We start from the raw sequence: 16,602 nt of genomic DNA on the forward strand, positions 1-16,602 counted from the left end.
CCATTGTTTGAAATCTACAGCCCCTAGAAAAATACACATAACAAGGAACGGATTAATCATGGCAAACACGAACTTCCGGCCGAAGTACATCTCTTATGATGTCTACGGCACGCTGATCAACTTCAACATTTATCCCACCACACAGCGCCTGCTCGATGGCCGCATCCCGGAAGAGCAGTGGCTGGCCTTCAAGAAAGTTTTCCGCGGGTACCGGTTCGACGAGGTCAACGGGGAGTACAAGCCCTACGAGCAGATCCTTCAGAGTGCCTTTGACCGCGCATGCAAGCGGTTTGGCATTGGGCCGACCCCCGGTGCCGGCGCAGAGCTCGCTGAGGCTGTACGCAACTCCGTTGCCCACGAGGACGTCCCGGCTGCGCTGAAGCTCATGGGCGACAACTACAAGCTGGTGGCTCTGTCCAACGCGGACAACAGCTTCCTGGACATCAGCATTCCCAAGCTCGGTGCAGAGTGGCAGGCAGTATTTACCGCTGAGCAGGCCCGGGCCTACAAGCCGCGCCTGCAGGCGTTTGAGTACATGCTGGACCAGCTCAATGCGACCCCGGAGGACTTCCTGCATGTCTCCTCGCACCCCCTGTACGACCACATCCCGATGCACAACATGGGCTTCCGCGACCTTGTGATGCTGGACCGCGGCGCTGAACCCTTCGCCGAGGGCTACGACATCACCACCGTGAAGTCCCTGGACGAGCTCAACCAACACCTCGGCCTCTGAACCCGGTTCAAAATCCTAGAGCGTCAGACGTTCTGCCCAGCCGCACTGTTGCAGCAGCTCCAACAGTGCGGCTGGGTGGCTGCGCCTGCGCGGCAATGACAGCAGGTTCCTGCTCAGCGAGACAGACCCTACGAAATCTGCGTGCTTGATTTTTAGTCTGTTGCAGGATCGAGACAACGGGGAATTCAGTGCAGGCCGGGGGAGAGGCCCCCGGTCTTCGCCGTAACGGTCGAACTGCCGGTTCAGCGCAGTCTCGGAAACGAGGGTCAAGCTGGGCGAACACGCGATCCTTGGAATAAAGGAGACGCGCGCCGCTGAAGCCGAGCACCGCGTCCCGCTGAACCGATCGCCAGAACCTCCGTTACATCGCATTGGCTGAATGAACCATGCGCAGATCGGTGGAGGGCTCACACTTAGGGCAACGGGGCCCATTTGGGATGAAGGGGAGCAGGAGAAGCCGGCCTCAAACGCACCGGTCTTGAACTACTTTACATAATGTGGATTATCGGCGTTTTAGAAGAGTTGGTGGAAGGGGCTGCAGGGCTTGTTTTCCAGAAAGCGCGAACGGACACTTATGGCCCGGATGGCAGGGCCGCAAGTGTCCGTTCGCGCTGTGAGTTCGGAGGCGCCCGGCCGATCCATTGTCTTAACCAATCCATTGTCTTAACAGGCGCTCTCGTTAAGAATGAACGAATGACGGTCTACGTGAGAGCTCTTGAAACTGCAGTTCCGCCCACAGTGCTCATCCAGACGGAAGCACGCGACGTGTTCAGCGCCCAGCCAGGGCTCACAAGGCTCGGCTCACGGCTGGTCTCCACATGCTTCGACTCTGCGGCCATCGATACCCGCTACACCGCCGTGGACGAACTGACGATGGAGTCTAGATCCGAGGACCCGCAGTTTTTCGATCCCGCCACCGGACTCCTGCGCAGCCCGAGCACCAAGGCGCGCAACGACCTGTTCGCCCGGGAAGCCACCAAGCTCTTCATTGAAGCGGCATCTTCCGCCGTCTCCAACTGTCCCGGTATCGATCCACTTGACATAACTCATCTCATCACCGTCTCCTGCACCGGCTTTTTCAACCCGGGCCCGGACTACAAGATCGTCCGCGCACTCGGGCTCAACCCGGCGGTACAGCGCTACCACCTCGGGTTCATGGGCTGCTACGCGGCGTTCCCTGCGCTCCGGGCAGCCAAATCCTTCTGCGAAGCCGACCCCCAGGCCGTGGTTCTCGTGGTCTGCGCCGAACTGTGCTCCCTGCACGTCCGCACCTCCAACGACCCCGACACCATCATGGGCTCGGCCCTCTTTGCGGACGGCGCCGCTGCCGCCGTCGTGACCGCGCGTGAAGTACCCGAATCATCGGCGCTCCTGCAGCTGGACCACTTCGAAACCGTCCTGACACCCGTCGGTGAGGACTCCATGGCATGGAACATCGGCGACGAAGGCTTCGAGATGGTCCTGGGCAACTACGTTCCGCACATCATTGACGATCACATCGTCGGCGCCTTGGAACCCCTCCTGGCCCGTGACGCCTCCCTGCGGCAACTCCCCTACCGCGACATCACCCACTGGGCCATCCACCCGGGCGGCCGCAGCATCCTGGACAAGGTGCAGTCCCGGCTGGACCTCACCGATGAGCAGCTGGTGCCCGCCCGCGAAACCCTCAGGAACTATGGCAACATGAGCAGCGCCACAGTGCTCTTCGTCCTCAAACACATTTTGGACCTGCCGCAGCAGGCAGGCCCCCAGCAAAGCGCCCAGGACAGCAGCGGCGAACGCATCTGTTCCATGGCCTTCGGGCCTGGCCTGACGGTGGAGACGGGCCTGTTCACCAAGATCAGCCAGCCGACCACACGCGATCGGACGGCCGACGAGTCCGAGTCCTCCCTGGCCTGAGCAGCCATGACACTGCTGGGCCCCCGCCTGGTCGACGCCGTCGAGGACATGGACAGGCCGGACTGCGATCCGCAACGCCTCGACCGCACGTACCGGCAGTTCGCGCTGGTCAACCGCACGATCTCCGGCTGGCGCGGCCTTTACCGCAGCAGGCTCCGGCCGCTGCTGTCGCCGTCAGCGCCTGCAACGCTGCTGGACATCGGCTGCGGCGGCGGAGACCTGGCGCTGATGCTCGCCGGGTGGGCTGTCCGGGACGGACTGCAGCTGGACATCACCGGCATCGATCCGGATCCGCGCGCCTACCGCTTCGCCGCCGGCAGGCCGCCGGTGTCGCGGGTGGCGTTCCGCCAGGCGATGAGCGCCGAGCTCGTCTCGGAGGGCGCCACCTTCGACTTCACGATCTCCAACCATGTGCTGCACCACCTGGACGCCGCGGAGCTGCAGGGACTGCTCAACGATTCCGCCCAGCTCACCCGGCGCCTGTCCCTGCACAACGACCTGCGCCGCAGCGGCCTCGCCTACGCGCTGTTCGCCGCCGGGGCCTTGCCCCTGACAGGCTCGTACATCCGCAGGGACGGCCTGACCTCCATCAGGCGCAGTTACACCGTTGCTGAACTGGCCGCCGTCGTGCCCCCCGGCTGGACAGCAGAACCCCACTCACCCTTCCACTGCCTGCTCAGCCACCGCCCGGACGGTGACAGTGACTGACGTCCTCATTGTCGGCGCCGGACCCGTCGGGCTGTACCTCGGCGCACTGCTGCTGCAGAACGGCGTCACCGTCCGGATCCTGGAACGCCGCACCGCAAGAAGCGCGCACACGAGGGCCATCGGCATCCACCCCCCGGCGCTGGCCGCGCTGGACCGCATCGGCGCAGCCGATCCACTGATTGACCGGGGCATCCGCATCCGGCACGGCCACGCCGTCTGGGCCGGCCGGGACATCGCCAACATGCCGTTCGCCCCTGTCTCCGAACGCTACCCGTTTGTCCTGGCCGTTCCCCAGCCCGTCACCGAGGCGGTACTGGAAGCACGCGTGCTGGAGCTGGACGGCAGTGCCCTGCTGCGCGGGGCCGAGGTCACGGACATGCACGACGACGGCGCCCGGGTCACCGTGGACGCCGCCGTGGGTGGCGCCCGGCGAAGGTTTGCGGGACTGATTGCCGTGGGTGCCGACGGCGCCAATTCCACTGTGAGGCAGCTGCTGGGGGTACCGGCGGCCGCGAAGCGGTACCCGGAGCACTACCTGATGGGTGACTTTCCGGAATCCACCGCGTACGGCCAGGATGCCGCCTTGTTTCTCGAAGCCGGCGGGATCGTCGAATCCTTTCCCCTGCCAGGCGCTGTGCGGCGCTGGGTGGTCAGGCTGCCCGACCCGCCGGTTAATCCCGACGCGCACGTGCTGGCCGGGCTGGTCCGTGAGCGGACCGGCATCGCTGTTGATGCGGGCGGCAACAGCATGCTCAGCAGCTTCGGCGTCCGTTCCCGCCTGGCAGCCCGGATGGTTGCCGGACGGACGGCGCTCATCGGCGACGCGGCCCATGAGATCAGCCCCATCGGCGGCCAGGGCATGAACCTCGGCTGGCTGGACGCGGCAGCCCTGCAGCCCCTCATCCTGGACGCCCTGCAGGGCAGGCCAGTGGCAGCCGGGCTCCGCTGCTTTGACGCTTCACGCCGGCGGGCAGCCGGCAGGGCAAGGCGCCAGGCCGAGATCAACATGGCGCTCGGCAGGCCGCTTTCCTGCCGTCCGCTGCGGCTGAGGAACGGGGCGGTGGCACGGATCGCGGCCGTTCCGGCGCTCAACACCCTGATCGCCCGGCGCTTCACCATGCAGTGACCCCATTAGGCTGGCTCCATGAACCCCGAGCCGCCGCCCACGTCCAGCTCCTCCGCGCAGATCCGGGAGATGGTGCATGAACTGCTGACGTCCGACGCGTTGCCGGCCATTGTCCAAGCCGGCCACCCCGCCCTTCGGCAACGTTCAGCACCCTTCGAGGGGCAGCTGGATGCGGCGGAACTCTCCGCTCTGATCGGTGTGATGAGGAATGTCATGCACGCGGCGCCCGGAGTGGGTCTGGCGGCACCGCAACTGGGGATCCCGTTGCAGCTGGCCGTCCTGGAAGACCAGTTCGAGATTGATGAGGAGATCGCTGCTGCACGGGGCCGGGAACCTCTTGAATTCTTCGCCGTCCTGAATCCCTCCTACACGCCCCTGGGAGCCGGGACTGCAACCTTCTTCGAGGGATGCCTGTCCCTGTCCGGGCTGCAGGCGGTGGTGGAACGCGCCCAAAGCATCCGGCTCGACTACACGGCTCCGGACGGAGAACGCACCTCCCGTGACTTCAGCGGCTGGCAGGCGAGGATCGTCCAGCACGAAACGGACCACCTCCACGGGACCCTGTACATCGACAGGGCCGAACTCCGGTCCCTCACCACCACCAGCGAGTACGCGGCACGGTGGGCGGAACCGGGCATCGAGCAGGCCCGCCAAGAGCTCGGGTTCCTGCCGGATCTCCCCTAGCCCGCTGCCTGGCCCTCCCCGGCCCGGTCATCCCCGGTGCGGGCAAGTCTGTCCTGGTCATCCTCCGCGCGGTTTGATGCTGTGGGAAGGTGCCGTGCCCACCATGCGAGGATATGCTCGAAACGCTGGCGGCGGTGGTGCGGCGTGCCGGACCGGGACAGTTCATGGTCCTCGCCCGGGAACACCAGGAACGCCGACTCGACGCCCTGTTGCTTCAGCGCCGTGAAATACCGCTGCCCCTGCTCCACCGGGCAGCGGAGGTCATCCTCGCTGTGGATGACCAGCGTGGGCGTCCGCACGTCCGAGATCGTGGCCATCGGGCTTTGCGCTGCGACCTGCTCCGGCAGGAGCCCGGTGTACTCGCCGCCGAAGAACCAGCCGATATCCGATGAGCCGGTGAAGCTGACAGGATCGAGGAAGCCCCGCTCCACGATCGCAGCCTTGAACCGGTGGTCCTGGCTGATGGTCCACGCCGTCAGGTAGCCGCCGTAGGAGCCGCCCATGATTCCCAAAGCGCCGGAGTCCAGGGCAGCGAATTTGTCCAGGGCCCCGTCCAGGAAGGCCAGGACATCCTGCATGTCCACAGTGCCCATCCGCTCCTTGATGGCCCGGCCGTGCGCCTGTCCGTAACCGGCGGAGCCGCGCGGGTTGCACATCACCACTGCATACCCGGCTTCCGCGTAGACCTGGGCCTCGTCGAACAGCCCCACGGAGTACTGCGCGAAGGGTCCGCCGTGGATGTTGAGCAGCACGGGATGCGGCCCCGGCCCCGGCGGCATCACCACCCACCCGTGCACCTCGTGGCCGTCGGCGGACGGAAAGACCAGCTCCTGGGGCTCGATGATGCCCGCTTCAGTCCGGAGCTCCGCCGAAAAGTCAGACAGCAGCCGCAGCTGGCCCTGGTCGAGGCAGGCAACGTCGCCTGCCGTGGAAGCATCAGTGAAGCTGATGAAGACGGAATCTCCCGCAACACCGGCCCCGGTGACTACGCGGTCGCCATGAACCAGCAGGGCATGGTCGCCCGTGGCGCTGAACTGGAGCAGCTCCACTGTGCCCTGGGCGTTGTTAAGAACCAGTGCTGCATCCCGGCCCCGGAGCCCGATGTGGCTTCCGGGAGCGGCAACATCCATGGCTTCGGCGTCGCTGAGGGCGCGATCCTCGCCGCCGCCGGCAGGCATGACGTGCAGGACGGTGTTCTTGGCCACGAAATCACGGCCGGAAGCGCCGAGGTCCTGGGCAGTGAAGAACAGCCATTTCCCGTCCTGCGACTCGCGGACATCATGAATGCTTTGGGGGTCCGCGGTGGTCACCGGGACCTGTTCCGGTTCCCCGCCGCCAACGCGTACCCGGTAAATGCCGCTTACGAGGTCTTCATCCTCCGTGGGATGGAGGGAGGCCACGAAGTACACGCATTGACCGTCCGCGCTGAAGGACTCGCCGGTATGGTCCGTGGCGGCGGATGTGAGCTGCTTCGCGTCAGGAAGTCCGGCGGCAACGGCTGGTTCTCCTGGCGCTTGGGCTTGACCCTCGGCCCCGCCGGCCTTGTCCTTTTGCCCGCCGCCGTCTGCTGACTTACTGGCCTTGAGGGCGCGCCCTGCCAAGGGAACCGGCGGCTCCGCGCCAAGATCCGGGACCTCCAGGACGAACAGCTGCAGCGGCTTGTCCTGGGTATAGCCCACACCATTCATCCGGTACTTGAAGCTGGTGATGAAGCGGGCATCTTCGCCGCCGGGACCAACGCCGTCCACTGTGCCGTAGCGGCCGTCCTCAGGTTCGCGTGAACCAAAGACGATGTGCTGTGAATCGGGTGACCAGGCGAAGGAGGAAACCCCGAGGGGCCGGTCTGTCAGGACCTGCGGCTCACCGCCCGCCGCCTCCACCATGTACAGCTGCGGCTTGCCGCCGGGAGCGGAGCGCAGGAAGGCGAGAACGCGGCCGTCCGGTGAAAAAGCCGGTGCCGTGTCCCGGAAACCGCGAGTCACCCGCCGGGCCGGTCTTTCCGGATCCTGCGGCACGGACCACAACTGGCCAACGTAAGTGTCGGCGTCGAAATCGGCACGAATCACGGAAACAACGGCGCGGGTCCCGTCCGGGTGGACGGCGGGAGCGGAGACGGACTTAAGCAGCGGCAGGTGTTCAGGCTTCACCCACGTGAGCCTAGCGCTTCACCCCAGGCGTGTGAAACACCTCACCATCCCCGCGCCGCCCTCAACGGAAGACTCTGTGCGGAACGCTCCGGCGGCGGCCCTAGGATTGTCCTCATGCCTCCCCGCCTGCCGCCCCTGGTTTGTCCGGTCTGCCGGAATACACTCTCGCCCCTGCCTGCGGACACGGCTGCCAACCCGCGCATCCGCGCCCTCGTCTGCAGCGATGGCCACAGCTTCGACGCCGCCAAACAGGGCTACTTCAATCTGCTGGTGGGCAAGGGAACATCGTTCGAGGCAGATACTCCCGACATGGTCGCCGCCCGTACAGCCTTCCTCGACGCCGGGCATTACCGGCCGCTGGCAGAGGCCGTTGCGGCCGCCGCCGCACCAGCCCTGCAGGGAGCGGATCCGGCGGTGCTCGATTCCGGCACGGGCACGGGCCACTACCTGCGCGCCATCCTCGATCTTCCCCGCGCGGACGCTCCTCCGGCCGCCGTCGGACTGGACATCTCGAAGTTCGCGCTGCGGCGCGCCGCACGGCTCAACCCCGAAGCGGTGAACATGGTGTGCGACATATGGCAGCCGCTGCCGGTGGCGGATGCTTCCATGGACGTCGTGACCGTGGTGTTTGCACCCCGGAACGCCGCAGAATTTTCGCGGGTCCTGCGGCCTGGGGGCCGGCTGGTGGTCGTCACGCCGCGCCCGGGGCACCTTCAGGACATCGCAAGCCAGGCCGGCATGCTCGGAATCGAGCCGGCGAAGGAGGAGCGGCTTGCTGAGTCACTGGCCGGGCACTTCGAGCTGCTGGGCGCGGAGGACCTCGATCTTGATTTGGAACTCTCGCCCGTGGACGTGGCCAACGTGGCCCTGATGGGACCGGCGGGCCACCATACCGACCGTGCCGCCTTGGACGTGCGCCTGTCCGGCCTCCCAGCCGCGACCCTTGTCGCCGCCAGGTTCAGAATCAGCGTCTTTCTCCCCCGCCAGCCGGTTGCTTAAGTAACGGCTCGGCCACGTTCTTCCGGATGGCGCCGCTCCCCTGCCGGGTGTCGCCCCCTCGGTCTAGGATGGAAGAAAGTCACTGAGGGTCTGCCCCGCAGCCCCCGGAGTCAAGGGGGTAACGAATGTTTGAATGGTTGGGCCAAAACTGGTGGGCCTTGTGGCTCACGGTCTTCCTCGCGTTCGCAGCCGTGGAAATGCTGACCCTCGATCTTTTCTTCATCATGCTCGGCGGCGGCGCACTCGCCGCGCTCGTAGCCGACTTCGCCGGCGCCGATCTGTGGCTCCAGATCGTTGTCTTCTGCGTCGTGTCCCTGCTCATGATCGCCTTTGTCCGGCCCGTCACGCTCAAACACCTGCACAAGGGACCCGCTGAACAGCGCACGAATGTTGACCGCCTGATCGGCGAAACCGCGCTGGTCATGGAGGCGGTGTCCGCCACAGGCGGCCGCGTGAAGATCGGCGGCGACATCTGGAGCGCACGATCCGATTCAGGAACCCTCACCGAAGGCCAGCGTGTCATCGTCGCTGCCATTGAAGGCGCGACGGCGGTTGTGGCACCTCAGTCGGAATCCGCCGTCCAATAGCGCCACCCAAGATTCTGCTGCGCGCAGTCCGGCAGCGGCAGATACGGCGGCCAGGCCGCCTCCGGCAGAGCTTCACTTAAATATGGGGAATGAAGGAGAAGTATGGAGAGTCCAGGAGGAGCCGCCCTCACAATTGTGATGCTGGTCCTGATTGTCTTTGTTGTCATCGTGCTGGTGCGTGCAGTGCGGATCGTGCCTCAGGCCCGGGCGGGCGTGGTCGAACGCCTCGGGAAGTACCAGCGGACCCTGAATCCCGGGCTGACTCTCCTGATACCGTTCGTGGACCGCCTGCTGCCGCTGCTGGACCTCCGCGAGCAGGTGGTTTCGTTTCCGCCGCAGCCCGTAATTACCGAAGACAACCTCGTGGTGTCCATCGACACAGTGGTCTACTTCCAGGTGACCGACCCCCGCGCTGCGACGTATGAAATCGCAAACTACATCCAGGCCGTGGAACAGCTGACCACCACCACGCTGCGCAACGTGGTCGGCGGACTGAATCTGGAAGAGGCACTGACCTCACGCGACCAGATCAACGGCCAGCTCCGCGGCGTACTGGACGAGGCAACCGGGCGCTGGGGCATCCGCGTCTCCCGGGTTGAACTGAAGGCCATTGACCCCCCGCACTCCATCCAGGATTCGATGGAAAAACAAATGCGGGCCGAGCGCGACCGGCGGGCCGCCATCCTCACCGCTGAGGGCACCAAGCAGTCCGCCATCCTGACTGCCGAAGGCCAGAGGCAGGCGGCCATTCTCAAGGCAGAGGGCGATGCCAAGGCTGCCATCCTCCGGGCGGACGGTGAGTCGCAGGCGATTCAAAAGGTGTTCGACGCCATCCACAAGGGCAACCCGGACCAGAAACTCCTCGCGTACCAATACCTCCAGACCCTTCCCAAGCTCGCTGAGGGTTCCTCGAACAAGCTGTGGATCATCCCGAGCGAAGTCGGCGAAGCTTTGAAGGGCATCGGCAACGCCCTTGGTGGAACTGCCATGGATCCCCGGTCCGGGGACCTGTTCGGCCCGTCCGAGGACACCGGAAAGCAGCCGGCGTCTTAGCGCTAGGTTCCCGCCCCTCCTCTGGCAGCGCCGCCAGGGGCGGAAGCGGGCATCCGTTGCTGCCGGTGGTCCGTTGCTTCCGTTGCTTCCGTTGCTTCCGTTGCTGGCGGCCGCACGATCAGGTATAATAGGATATTTGTCCGGTCGGATCACTCCGGTCGGAACAACATTGCTTGGCAAAGCGTTCCATTTAGAGATGCTACGTAGAGCACAACGTAGTCCGGAGGCAGCTTTGAAACCTCCGGCTAGCGCGGAGCCCGCTCCGCGAACCGACCAGAGGGAGAAATCATGAGCGATCGCAGCCTGCGGGGCATGCGTCTTGGCGCCCAAAGCATGGAGACTGAGTCCGGTGTGGAGCCGGCTCCGCGCCAGCGGGTTGAATACAGGTGCGAGGACGGCGAACAGGTTTTTGTCACGTTTTCCTCCGAGGCCGAAATTCCCCCAGTCTGGGTTTCCAAGACCGGCAAGGAAGCGCTGCTCGTTGATGGCGAACGCCCGGACACCAGCAATGAAAAGGCTGTCCGTACACACTGGGACATGCTGCTGGAACGCCGTACGCTGCCCGAGCTCGAGCAGATCCTCGAAGACCGCCTGACCATCCTGCGTGAACGTCGTGGCGAGAGGCGCTCAGCCTAGCTGTATTACCCACCTAGCCCGGGTCGGGTAGTCCAGTTCGAACCAGCCCGGTTCAACGCACAAGGCCGGATCCCCAGCATGCGCAGCGGATCCGGCCTTTGCCTTGCCGGCGGCTAGCTTCCAGCAGTGACTGGCTTGCGGGCCTTCAGCTTGTCCCAGCGGGCAGCGAGGCCCCACCTGGTCACGTTGATCATGGCTTCGACTACGATGTGCCCGCTCATCTTCGAAGCCCCGAGTTCACGCTCCACGAACGTGATGGGGCATTCCACGATTTTCAGGCCCAGTTTCGCCACCCGCCACGCCAGGTCCACCTGGAACCCGTAACCGACTGACTCCACCTGGTCCAGGTTGAGTTTCTCAAGGGTTGTGCGGCGGAAGGCGCGGTAGCCTCCGGTCACGTCCTTGATCTTGACGCCCAGCATGATGCGGGCGTAGGTGCTGCCGATGCGGGAAATCGCCTGCCGGTACATCGGCCAGTTGACGACGCTGCCGCCGGGCACCCAGCGGGAACCCATGGCCAGGTCGGCGCCCTGTTCCACAGCGTCGAGCAGCTGGGGCAGCTGTTCGGGTTGGTGGGAGCCGTCCGCATCCATCTCAACCAGTACGTCGTAGCCGGCCTCGAGACCCCATTTGAAACCGGCGATGTACGCGGCGCCCAGCCCTTCCTTGCCCTTGCGGTGCAGGACGTGGACCTGGCTGTCTTCGGCGGCAAAGCGGTCGGCGAGCTGTCCGGTCCCGTCCGGGCTGTTGTCATCCACAACGAGGACGTCGGATGCCGGCACTGCAGCACGCAGGCGACCCAGGGTTATGGGAAGCGACTCCAGCTCGTTGTAGGTGGGAATGATGGTGAGGACACGCACTCGGGAGGCCTTTCCTGGATGGGAGCGGTCTGTGCGCAGGGGCGGAGATAAAGAGTCCGGCCCGGAAAACGCAACTCTCCATTATAAGGTCGTTTTTCTACCCGGTTTTGCGCGACCGATGCGCTGTCATGGGGACCCGCTGCCATGGGCGGGTCCAGGCGCCTCGGGCCAGTTCCGGAACACGCGATGCCGGTAGGGGAACTGTTTTCTGCTGCGCCATGGACCCGCCCACGAAACGCCACCGCCGCGAGTGGCCGGGACTGACACCGGTCCAACTGCGCCCGTCCGTGATCCTCAATGCTACGGACCGGCAATTGAGTGTCAACCGGCACCTGACCTGCTCCTTCATGGATCACCGCAGGTCAGGGCGGCCTTTCCGAACGGCACCAGCAGGCCAAAAACCGCTTCCGCGTCGGATTGTTGCGGACCCGGATTGTTGGGGACCCGCATTGTTGCGGACCCGGGTTCCAGCGGAGCCGGGTCCGTCGCGAGCTGGGAGGTTCGCCTGCGTGGCCCGCGAGCGTGGGCTCAGGAGCGCAAAGCTTCGGCGGAGTACAGTTCCAGGCCGTCCCGCACTGTCTGCAGGCACCGCGGATCAGTACCGGTGTCGAGGGCCGGCAGCAGCGGGGTGCGTGCGCGTGGATCTGTGCTCCAGGACTGCACCCGCCCGTCGGCAACCTGGACCATGAGCTCCTCGACGTCCCACACGGCAAACGACGCCGGCGCACCCGGCACGAGCTGCCCCGCCATCGGATTGGCCTGCCGGGCCGCACGCCAGCCGGCCCGGGTGTGCCCGAGGAAGGCGGCCCGGGCGGAAATCCGCTGAGCCGGGTTGCTGTGCTCCAAGCATGCCCGCACAGCTGCCCATGGACGCAGCGGCGTCACCGGGCTGTCGCTGCCGAAGCAGATGGGAACACCGGCAGAGTAGAACGAGGCAAAGGGATTCATGTCAGCAGCCCTGCTGCCGAGCCGCTGCTCGTACAGCCGGCCGGGGCCGCCCCAGGCAGCATCAAAACCAGGCTGGACGCTCACAGTGATGGAGTACTTGGCGAGCCTCTCAATCGCGTCGGCATCAGCCAGTTCGACATGCTCAAAGCGGTGACCCGCGGCGCGGATGCGCTGCTCCCCGACTTCGGCGGCAGCCAGATCCAGGGCATCGAGGGCGGCATCCAGACCGGCATCGCCGATAACGTGGAAGCCGCCCTGGATTCCCAGGAGCGAGCAGGCAGCCAGGTGTGCGGCGGCCTCGTCCGTGGAAAGGTAAGTCGCGCCCCGCTCCCCCGGTGCATCGGCGTAAGGGGCCCTGAGGGCGGCTGTCCGGGAACCGATCGAACCGTCGATGTTCAGGTCACCGGCCAGGCCGCGCACCGGTACGCCCAGTTCCGCGAGCACCGTCTCGGCCTCTGCGACCGACGCGACCAGCTGTCCCCAGTAGGGCAGGATCTCCGGCCGGGTCTTTATCGTGTCTCCAGCCGCTGTATCCCCGGTGGCGTTCCAACCCGCCGCGAGCTGCAGGTCGAGCATGCTGCCGATCTGGGGCGCGCCCATTTCGGCAACGGCTACGTAGCCGTTGGCCGCAGCCTCTTCCAGGGCCCGCTTCTGGAAGGCCCTGAGTGTCTCCTCGGGGAGGTCCCGGGCAGCCAGCCGCGCGGCCGCATGCGCCTGGCGCTTGACCAGCCCGTCGTCGGAGTAGCCGTCAAACTCTTCGGCCCGGACCGCCGCGGCGAGTGACGGCGAAATGAGGGCGGAGTGCACGTCCACACGCGAGAGGTAGACCGGGCGGCCGCCGGCGGCCCGCTCCAGCTCGGCCTGCCCCGGGAGAGTTGGATCGGTCCACAGGGATTCGTCCCAGCCGTGACCAAGGAGGGGCCCCGAGCCTCCGGCTGCTGCCCCCGCCACGGCGTCCAGGAGTTCCCGGGCGGAACGGACGCTTCCGAGTTCGAGGGACTCCAACGCAATGCCGGTGTCCGTGAGATGCACGTGGGAATCAACGAATCCGGGGGCCACGAGGGCGCCGCGGAGGTCAATAACCTCCATTGAACTGTCGGCAATCGACGTGGCTGCCTGTTCGGACCCGACCCACGCCACGGTGTCCCCGTCCACCACCATGGCGGTGGCGAAAGGATCGGCGGCGGTGTAGACGGAACCATTGCGGTACAGCGTTGCGGCGCGGCGTGTGCCGGCCGTTCCGCTGGAGGGTGCATCGGTCATGCGGGGCGGGACTCCTTGCTTGTTGGTTTTTGGTGTGCGGATCAGGAAGCCAGGTCAGGCGACCGTTGAGTAGGCCACCACTCCCCGCCTGATCATCTTGATGGCGTCGCCGCACAGCCTCGCCAGGCGGGGCTCCAGGCCCGGTATCTTGGCCAGCTGGTCGAGCAGGTCAATCACCTGCTTCACCCAGCGCACGAAGTCGCCGGCGGCGAGGTCCGTGCCGCTGAGCACGTCCTGGAGATGCCGGCCGCGGGCCCACTTGTAAATCGGCCAGACCAGACCGAGCTCCGGCTCACCGGTGAGGGGCAGCTTGTTCTGTTCCTCAATATCCTCCAGCGCAGACCACTCGCGGACCACGATGTCCACAGATGTCTCCAGCGAGACGCTGGGCATACGGGGGCGCAGGCCGCGGTCCTCACGCTTGGCCTGGTACACCAGCACGCTGGCAAGGGCGGCCACCTCCACGGCGTCGAGGTCATCAAAGGCGCCCTGGCGCAGGGACTGCGAAATCAGCAGGTCCTTCTCACCGTAGATCCGGCGCAGCCGCTGGCCGTCCGGGCTGATTGTGTGCGTGCCCGGCTCCGGAGACTCCAGATAGCCGTAGGCCGACAGGACGTCGCAGACCCGGTCAAAGGTCTTGGCGATCGTGTTGGTCCGGCCCTGGATCTGGCGGACCAGGCCGTCCGTTTCCTTCCGCAGTTTCCACCAGCGCTCCGACCAGCGCGCGTGGTCCTCGCGTTCGCTGCAGCCGTGGCAGGGGTGCGCGCGCAGGGCGCGCCGGAGTTCGGCGATCTTCTTTTCCTGGTTCTGGACCGCGGAGCCGAGGCCGAAGTCCGTGTTCCGGCTGCTGCCCCGGGTAGGCGGCCGGTTCTCCCGCAGGGCGTTGCGGACGGACGAAGCAAGATCGCGGCGTGACTTGGGAACTTTCGCGTTGAAAGACTTGGGAATCCGGATCCTGGTGAGCGGGACGATGGGACCCTCAAGATCATCGACGCCGATCCGGCGCAGCTGGCTCTCCAGGGTGAGCACGGCGGGCCGCGGTTCGCGCGAGGTGTGGTCCGAGCTCAACACCACCGCATATCCCGGAGCGCGGCCAGCAGGGACATCCACAACATCACCGGGCAGAAGCCGGCTCAGCGAATCCTCATTCAGCGCCCTCCGCGCCCTGGATTTGCCGCGCGAGGCAAAGTTCTCGGCGTCGGAAAGCTCACGCCGCAAACGGGCGTACTCCGTGAAGTCGCCGAGATGGCACGTCATGGACTTGGCATACCCCGCCAGCGATTCCTCGCGGCTCCGCACCTGCTTTGCCAGGCCAACCACGGACCGGTCGGCCTGGAACTGGGCAAACGAGGACTCGAGGATCTCCCGGGCCCGTGGCCGGCCGAACTGGGCGAGAAGGTTAATGCTCATGTTGTAGGTGGGCCTGAAGCTGGAGTTCAGCGGATAGGTCCGCCGCGAAGCGAGACCCGCAACCGCCGCCGGGTCGGTGCCGGGCTGCCAAAGGACCACGGCATGACCTTCGACGTCGATGCCCCGCCGCCCTGCCCGTCCGGTGAGCTGGGTGTATTCACCGGCCGTGATGTCCACGTGTGCCTCGCCGTTGAACTTGTCCAGCTTTTCGAGGACCACCGAGCGGGCCGGCATGTTCACGCCAAGCGCCAGGGTTTCCGTGGCGAAGACGGCTTTCACCAGGCCGTCGGCGAAGAGTTTCTCCACGACCTCCTTGAACGTCGGCAGCATCCCCGCATGGTGGGCTGCAATGCCCTTGAGCAGGCCCTCGCGCCAGTTCCAGAAGCCCAGCACTTCCAGGTCATCGGTGGGAATGTCCTGGCCTGCCTCATCGACGCGCTGGGCGATTATGCGCTGTTCCTTCTCCGTGGTGAGCCACAGGCCGGCGGCCACGCATTGGGAAACGGCCGCGTCACAGCCTGCGCGCGAAAAAATGAACGTGATCGCCGGCAAAAGGTCCTGCCGGTCCAGGCTTGCGATCACCTGGGGCCTGCTTGCCCTGCGCACGGTGCCCCTGCTCTCCTGCTGGGGCCTGTCGTCATTGCGCTGGCGCTGCTGCCGCCGCTGGCTACGTCCGCCATGGCCGAAACGGCCCTGGAAGTTCAGCTGGCTTTCGGCCCTGGATAGCGTCAGCAGCTCCGGATTGACTTCGAAGCCGCGGCGGCCGGCGTCGTCCGGGGAAGGCGCCTCGGGCACGGCAGAGACCACCCCGGGGTTGCCCGCCGGAGCAATCTCGTCGAAGGTGGTTTCTCCGGCGAACAGGTCGACTATTTCCCTGCCGACCATGACGTGTTGCCAAAGAGGCACGGGGCGGTGCTCGGAGACGATGACGTCCGTGTCGCCCCTGACGGTGTCCAGCCACGCACCGAATTCTTCGGCGTTGGATACGGTGGCGCTCAGCGAAGCCACCTGGACCTCACTGGGGAGGTGGATGATGACTTCCTCCCACACGGCACCGCGGAAGCGGTCGGCAAGGTAGTGGACCTCGTCCATGACCACGAAGCCAAGATCGTCCAGGGTGGCGGAGTCGGCGTACAGCATGTTCCGCAGGACCTCGGTTGTCATCACCACAACGGGAGCGTCGCCGTTGATGCTGGTATCGCCCGTCAGCAGCCCGACGTTGTCCTGGCCGTACTTCTCGGCCAGCTCGGTGTATTTCTGATTGCTAAGGGCCTTGATGGGCGTGGTGTAGAAAGCTTTCAGCCCCCGTTGCAGCGCCAGGTAGACGGCGAATTCACCAACAATGGTCTTGCCGGCGCCGGTGGGCGCGGCCACGAGGACTCCCTTGCCCTCCTGAAGGGAACGGCATGCCTGTCGCTGGAAGTCGTCCAGTTCGAAGCCCAGGGTGCGGGCGAATGATCCGATATGGGTTTTGGATTCCGCCATCCGTTCAGCGCTGGCCCTGTATCGTTCGGCTGGCGACAGTGAATCCGGTGATATGGACATGTCT

The 16,602-nt window shown here is 65.6% G+C and carries 13 protein-coding genes; 9 read left to right on the forward strand and 4 right to left on the reverse strand.

Features of this window, described 5'->3' with window-relative positions:
• The first annotated feature begins 58 nt into the window (after positions 1-58).
• From ACIP9X_RS17470 to ACIP9X_RS17490, 5 genes are all read left to right on the forward strand, one after another.
• Positions 59-733: a haloacid dehalogenase type II gene (locus tag ACIP9X_RS17470; RefSeq protein WP_400481021.1), complete on the forward strand. Its 675-nt coding sequence runs from the start codon at positions 59-61 to the stop codon at positions 731-733.
• 693 nt (positions 734-1,426) lie between these two features.
• Positions 1,427-2,632 carry a type III polyketide synthase gene (locus ACIP9X_RS17475; protein ID WP_400481022.1) on the forward strand — a complete coding sequence of 402 codons (1,206 nt, stop codon included), beginning with the start codon at positions 1,427-1,429 and terminating at the stop codon, positions 2,630-2,632.
• Between the two features lie 6 nt (positions 2,633-2,638).
• Complete coding sequence (locus ACIP9X_RS17480) at positions 2,639-3,340, forward strand: class I SAM-dependent methyltransferase (protein ID WP_400481023.1); 702 nt, start codon at positions 2,639-2,641, stop codon at positions 3,338-3,340.
• On the forward strand, positions 3,333-4,466 hold the full coding sequence (locus ACIP9X_RS17485) for an FAD-dependent oxidoreductase (RefSeq protein ID WP_400481024.1): 1,134 nt from the start codon (positions 3,333-3,335) through the stop codon (positions 4,464-4,466). The genes ACIP9X_RS17480 and ACIP9X_RS17485 overlap by 8 nt, the downstream gene beginning before the upstream one ends.
• Positions 4,467-4,484: 18 nt before the next feature.
• A complete protein-coding gene (locus tag ACIP9X_RS17490) occupies positions 4,485-5,150 on the forward strand; it encodes a peptide deformylase (protein ID WP_400481025.1) in 666 nt (221 codons plus the stop codon).
• Here ACIP9X_RS17490 and ACIP9X_RS17495 read toward each other — a convergent pair.
• Positions 5,147-7,297, reverse strand: a complete 2,151-nt coding sequence (locus tag ACIP9X_RS17495; protein WP_400481026.1) for a S9 family peptidase — start codon at positions 7,295-7,297, stop codon at positions 5,147-5,149. The two genes, ACIP9X_RS17490 and ACIP9X_RS17495, sit on opposite strands and share 4 nt — an antisense overlap.
• 114 nt (positions 7,298-7,411) lie before the next feature.
• On the opposite strand from ACIP9X_RS17495, the gene ACIP9X_RS17500 reads away from it, so the two are divergent.
• From ACIP9X_RS17500 to ACIP9X_RS17515, 4 genes are all read left to right on the forward strand, one after another.
• The gene (locus ACIP9X_RS17500) at positions 7,412-8,296 is read left to right on the forward strand and encodes a methyltransferase domain-containing protein (protein ID WP_400481027.1); all 885 of its coding nucleotides are present in this window, start codon (positions 7,412-7,414) and stop codon (positions 8,294-8,296) included.
• Positions 8,297-8,421: 125 nt separating this feature from the next.
• Complete coding sequence (locus ACIP9X_RS17505) at positions 8,422-8,883, forward strand: NfeD family protein (protein WP_400481028.1); 462 nt, start codon at positions 8,422-8,424, stop codon at positions 8,881-8,883.
• Between the two features lie 102 nt (positions 8,884-8,985).
• On the forward strand, positions 8,986-9,936 hold the full coding sequence (locus ACIP9X_RS17510) for an SPFH domain-containing protein (protein ID WP_400481029.1): 951 nt from the start codon (positions 8,986-8,988) through the stop codon (positions 9,934-9,936).
• 288 nt (positions 9,937-10,224) lie between these two features.
• Positions 10,225-10,572 carry an RNA polymerase-binding protein RbpA gene (locus ACIP9X_RS17515; RefSeq protein ID WP_400481030.1) on the forward strand — a complete coding sequence of 116 codons (348 nt, stop codon included), beginning with the start codon at positions 10,225-10,227 and terminating at the stop codon, positions 10,570-10,572.
• Between the two features lie 113 nt (positions 10,573-10,685).
• Here ACIP9X_RS17515 and ACIP9X_RS17520 read toward each other — a convergent pair whose 3' ends face one another.
• The 3 genes from ACIP9X_RS17520 to ACIP9X_RS17530 form a co-directional block, all read right to left on the reverse strand.
• The gene (locus ACIP9X_RS17520) at positions 10,686-11,432 is read right to left on the reverse strand and encodes a polyprenol monophosphomannose synthase (RefSeq protein ID WP_400481031.1); all 747 of its coding nucleotides are present in this window, start codon (positions 11,430-11,432) and stop codon (positions 10,686-10,688) included.
• Positions 11,433-11,960: 528 nt separating this feature from the next.
• A complete protein-coding gene (locus ACIP9X_RS17525; protein ID WP_400481032.1) occupies positions 11,961-13,643 on the reverse strand; it encodes an amidohydrolase in 1,683 nt (560 codons plus the stop codon).
• Between the two features lie 54 nt (positions 13,644-13,697).
• Positions 13,698-16,598, reverse strand: coding sequence for a DEAD/DEAH box helicase (locus tag ACIP9X_RS17530; RefSeq protein WP_400481033.1), 2,901 nt, complete (start codon positions 16,596-16,598; stop codon positions 13,698-13,700).
• Positions 16,599-16,602: the final 4 nt, after the last annotated feature.

The organism is Arthrobacter sp. NPDC093125, assembly GCF_044754225.1.
In the GTDB taxonomy this organism is placed as follows: domain Bacteria; phylum Actinomycetota; class Actinomycetes; order Actinomycetales; family Micrococcaceae; genus Arthrobacter.